Origin of the sequence: Paenibacillus sp. 1-18 (assembly GCF_000520755.1) — a bacterium.
In the GTDB taxonomy this organism is placed as follows: Bacteria; Bacillota; Bacilli; order Paenibacillales; family Paenibacillaceae; genus Paenibacillus; species Paenibacillus brasilensis.
In genome coordinates this window covers 1-3,605 of sequence record NZ_ASSB01000130.1, presented here as the reverse complement: position 1 = coordinate 3,605, position 3,605 = coordinate 1, and the positions used below count along the sequence as shown (strand labels likewise).

At 47.8% G+C, this 3,605-nt stretch carries 2 protein-coding genes and 1 pseudogene; 1 reads left to right on the top strand and 2 read right to left on the bottom strand.

Annotation, left to right across the window (positions count from 1 at the left end):
* Positions 1 to 119 precede the first annotated feature (119 nt).
* Positions 120 to 2,282, bottom strand: a complete 2,163-nt coding sequence (gene fdhF / locus L693_RS0108305) for a formate dehydrogenase subunit alpha (protein WP_025716864.1) — start codon at positions 2,280 to 2,282, stop codon at positions 120 to 122.
* A gap of 129 nt (positions 2,283 to 2,411) precedes the next feature.
* On the bottom strand, positions 2,412 to 2,891 hold the full coding sequence (locus tag L693_RS0108300) for a DUF2294 domain-containing protein (RefSeq protein ID WP_231503570.1): 480 nt from the start codon (positions 2,889 to 2,891) through the stop codon (positions 2,412 to 2,414).
* 166 nt (positions 2,892 to 3,057) lie between these two features.
* On the opposite strand from L693_RS0108300, the pseudogene L693_RS32365 reads away from it, so the two are divergent.
* A pseudogene (locus tag L693_RS32365) lies at positions 3,058 to 3,156 on the top strand (DUF2935 domain-containing protein); the annotation flags it as partial.
* Positions 3,157 to 3,605: the final 449 nt, after the last annotated feature.

The following is a 3,605-nucleotide window of genomic DNA, read 5'->3' as shown; positions in this document are numbered from 1 at the left end:
GTTTTGCCAGCCGATACATTGCCCACCGTCTGCGACTACGAAGGAGGAGGCAACAGTACTTGTTCTATCTGCTGCTCCCATTCTACTCAACGGACGGTGTAGCGTGTCCCGTGCGCCGCTCATCTCGTCACCTTATCAGCCAAAACAGCTTCATGGACGTTCATCTGTCTACGAATCCGTTGGTATGATTCATGTACATCACGTTCAGCCTGAGCTTGGTCGGCAATCCGTTCCAGACGGATGGCACAGTATTTTAATTCCGGGGTTTTGGATACCGGATCGAGAAAATCAGCGGTCAGCTCATTACATGCTCCAACCCACCAGTGATAAGTCATGTAGGTCGCCCCTTTTTGTACACGATCACTGATTTGTGCCCGGGCCATAATGCGTCCACGACGGGAGGATATGGCGACAATTTCGCCATCCAGTATATTCAGATCTGCTCCGTCTTCCGGGCTAATCTGAATAAAGCCAGGCTCATCAGACAGCTGGCGTAGCGCACGGCAATTGCCAGTCATGGTACGCACGGAGTAATGGCCTACCTCACGAACTGTAGACAAGACAAGCGGATATTTTGCATCCGGTTGTTCTTGTGGTGGGCGCCATTCGCAGGCGAATAATCGGCCTTTACCACTAGGCGTGGAAAATTGATTGCCTTTGTACAAATACGGTGTGCCTGGATGATCCTCTGTAGGGCAGGGCCATTGGACGCCGCCTTGTTCCTCCATTTTTTGGTAGCTGGCGCCAGCGAATAATGGGCTGAGGCTCCGCATTTCATCCCAAATTTCCTCCGTATTTGCATAGGACATAGGGTAGCCCATCGCGGTAGCAACCTCGCTAATAATGGCCCAGTCTGGCTTAACATCGCCCTGCGGCTCGACGGCCTTGCGGATGCGCTGGAAGCCCCGGTCTGCCGAAGAATATACACCGTCATGCTCGCCCCAGGCAGTAGAAGGGAGGATGACATCGGCGTGCAGCGCCGTTTTGTTCATGAAAATATCCTGCACCACGACAAATTCCAATTGGTCTAGCGCTTCACGTAACTCGGCGGCGTTCGGATCACTTTGTACAGGGTCCTCGCCGAAAATATAATAAGCTTTCAGCTTGTTCTCCTTCAGGATGAGGTGTGGCACCTCCGTAAGTGGATATCCTTTTTTACGCGGCAGCTCAACACCCCATGCTTTTTCAAATTTTTTGCGAACGGCGGTGTCCGTTACATCCTGATAGCCAGGATACACATTCGGCAATGCGCCCATGTCGCAGGAGCCCTGAACATTGTTTTGTCCCCGTACAGGTCCAATACCCACATTCGGCTTGCCCAGATTCCCGGTTAACAGTGCAAGGGAAGCAAGCCCTTTCACCACGTCAACGGCCTGTGAAAATTGACATACGCCCATTCCATACAGAATGGTAGCGGTAGGGGCCTTCGCATATTCCCTCATAGCTGCCCGAATGTCAGCCGCCTTGACCCCCGTAATGCCTTCTGCATATTCGGGCGTATATTTTTTAATGCTTTCTACATATTCGGCGAAACCTTCTGTATTTGCTTCCACATATCGTTTGTCGTACAGTCCTTCATGCACAAGCACATGACCAAAGGCATTTACCAAAGCCATGTTTGAACCGCCTTTTAGAGGTAGCCACATATCTGAAATGCGTCCAGTTTCAGTCATGCGCGGATCGCATACAATAATTTTGGCACCTCTTTGCTTGGCAGCGACAATGCGTCTTGCGACGATCGGATGGGCTTCAGGTGCATTATATCCAAACACGAAAAGAAGATCAGAATGTTCAATTTCAGGAATAGAGTTGGACATGGCTCCATCCCCGAGTGAATATGTCAAACCTGCCACTGAAGGTCCGTGACAGACACGGGCGCAATGGTCAATATTGTTTGTGCCAATGACCGCCCGCATGAACTTTTGCATAACATAATTGGCTTCATTTCCCGGACCGCGTGCCGAGCCCGTTCCCATAATGGAGTCAGGTCCGTATTTTTCCTTAATTACAGACAGCCGTTCGGCCGTATATTGAATGGCTTCCTCCCACTCCACTTCCTCCATGACTCCATTTTTGCGAATCATAGGCTTGCGCAAGCGTGCAGTCAGAATCTGCGGGTCATTCAGAAAATCCCATCCATAGTGTCCTTTCAGACACAGTGTGCCTTCATTTGTACGACCATTAGCCGGCTCTGCGCCAATTACCTGTCCCTTGTCTACCAGTAAATTAAGCTGGCAACCGCTTCCGCAGTAGGGACATACTGTTAATACCTTGTCTGCCATGTGTGCAGCACCTCTTTTTATATGAAATAGATGAAGCTCGTAACATGAAAAAAAGCCAATACAAAAATGCCGCTTTACGCTGCATCCTGTACTGGCTTATCCGCGAGCGAGGAGACAAGCTCCTTCCCGCTAATCCAACCGGTGTATGTGTTGTAGTTCAAGAGTAATGATAATATGTCCGTCTCCATGGACGGAGGGGCAGACCTCCCAGGTGTAAGTGAAGGGACTGCCGAGTGTTTTTTCCGCTTCGCTCATAAACTCCTTTTCCAGATAGGGACGAAGGACGTTCCAATATTCCCTGACCTTGTCCTCGGCCCCTTCATGAACGAGAATTTCAGACAGGTTGGACAAGGTGCCTCGAATTTCTACCGTAATCCGGAGCGGCGAATCCAGTGAAACCTTAACGTTATCTGGCCCTTTTCCCCGGTAATGCTTAACAATGCATACGGCTAGCTTCCTTATGCGCTCACGGTATTCCCATTCGGGATTCAACATCTGGACACTCCGCTTCGAATCAAAATAAAGGCGTGCTTGCCGCGCATGCCAGACAGCCTGTGTAGCTGGTTTGGGGCAGCGTAACTGTTCCGACCAAAGTGGTCTGCCCAGCACGGCGTATCACCCCTCTATGGTAGAACAGGTTGACCCGGAAAGATGTGAAATTCATTACACCTAACCAAAATTTTACATAGTTTATATTGTAGATAGGTATACTTGGTATTTGGTGGAAGCTTACTGCTAAAGTAGGTCATTCTCATTCCTAACAAGCAAGAGAGTTATAAAAAGCATTATCCGTTTTTTATTGGCCGATCATGTATTTCGTGAAGCTGAGCGTTTTCTTTTTATTCCCGATAGGTTGTTTGATCAATCTTTATAAGGTGCTAGGATAAATAGGAAAGAAATCATGCACCTGATTTTTCGCTGGTATTTTCGTACGAGAAAAACTGAATCTCTGCTTTTTTGTATTGTTCCACGAAAGGCTAATCGGCGCTGAAGGCTAAAAACGGCCGTTTCTGCGAATCGGAGGGCTGGACATTTGCACAAAATTCAGAAATTTTATACATATGCCAACTAAGCAATGCGATAACGCTGTAGTGTGTGAATGAAACTTATATAAATGAGTCTAGGAGATCCGGACTCATTTTAGGTGTGTTCATTTTTTACGCACTTTCTTTATTAAATATCTAGCCAGAAAGCCTAGTGCTACTGTTCCTGCGCTTAAAAAGCAAACTAATAAACCATTTAGTTCTACTTTCCCAGTAAGTATATACAGTCAAGATTCCAGTAAACATTCTCTTTAGCCCCTTAGTGAACTTGGACACTAAG

Coding starts and splice junctions, on each gene's coding strand:
- fdhF (WP_025716864.1), bottom strand. CDS start 2,282: ATGGCAGACAAGGTATTAACAGTATGTCCCTACTGCGGAAGCGGTTGC.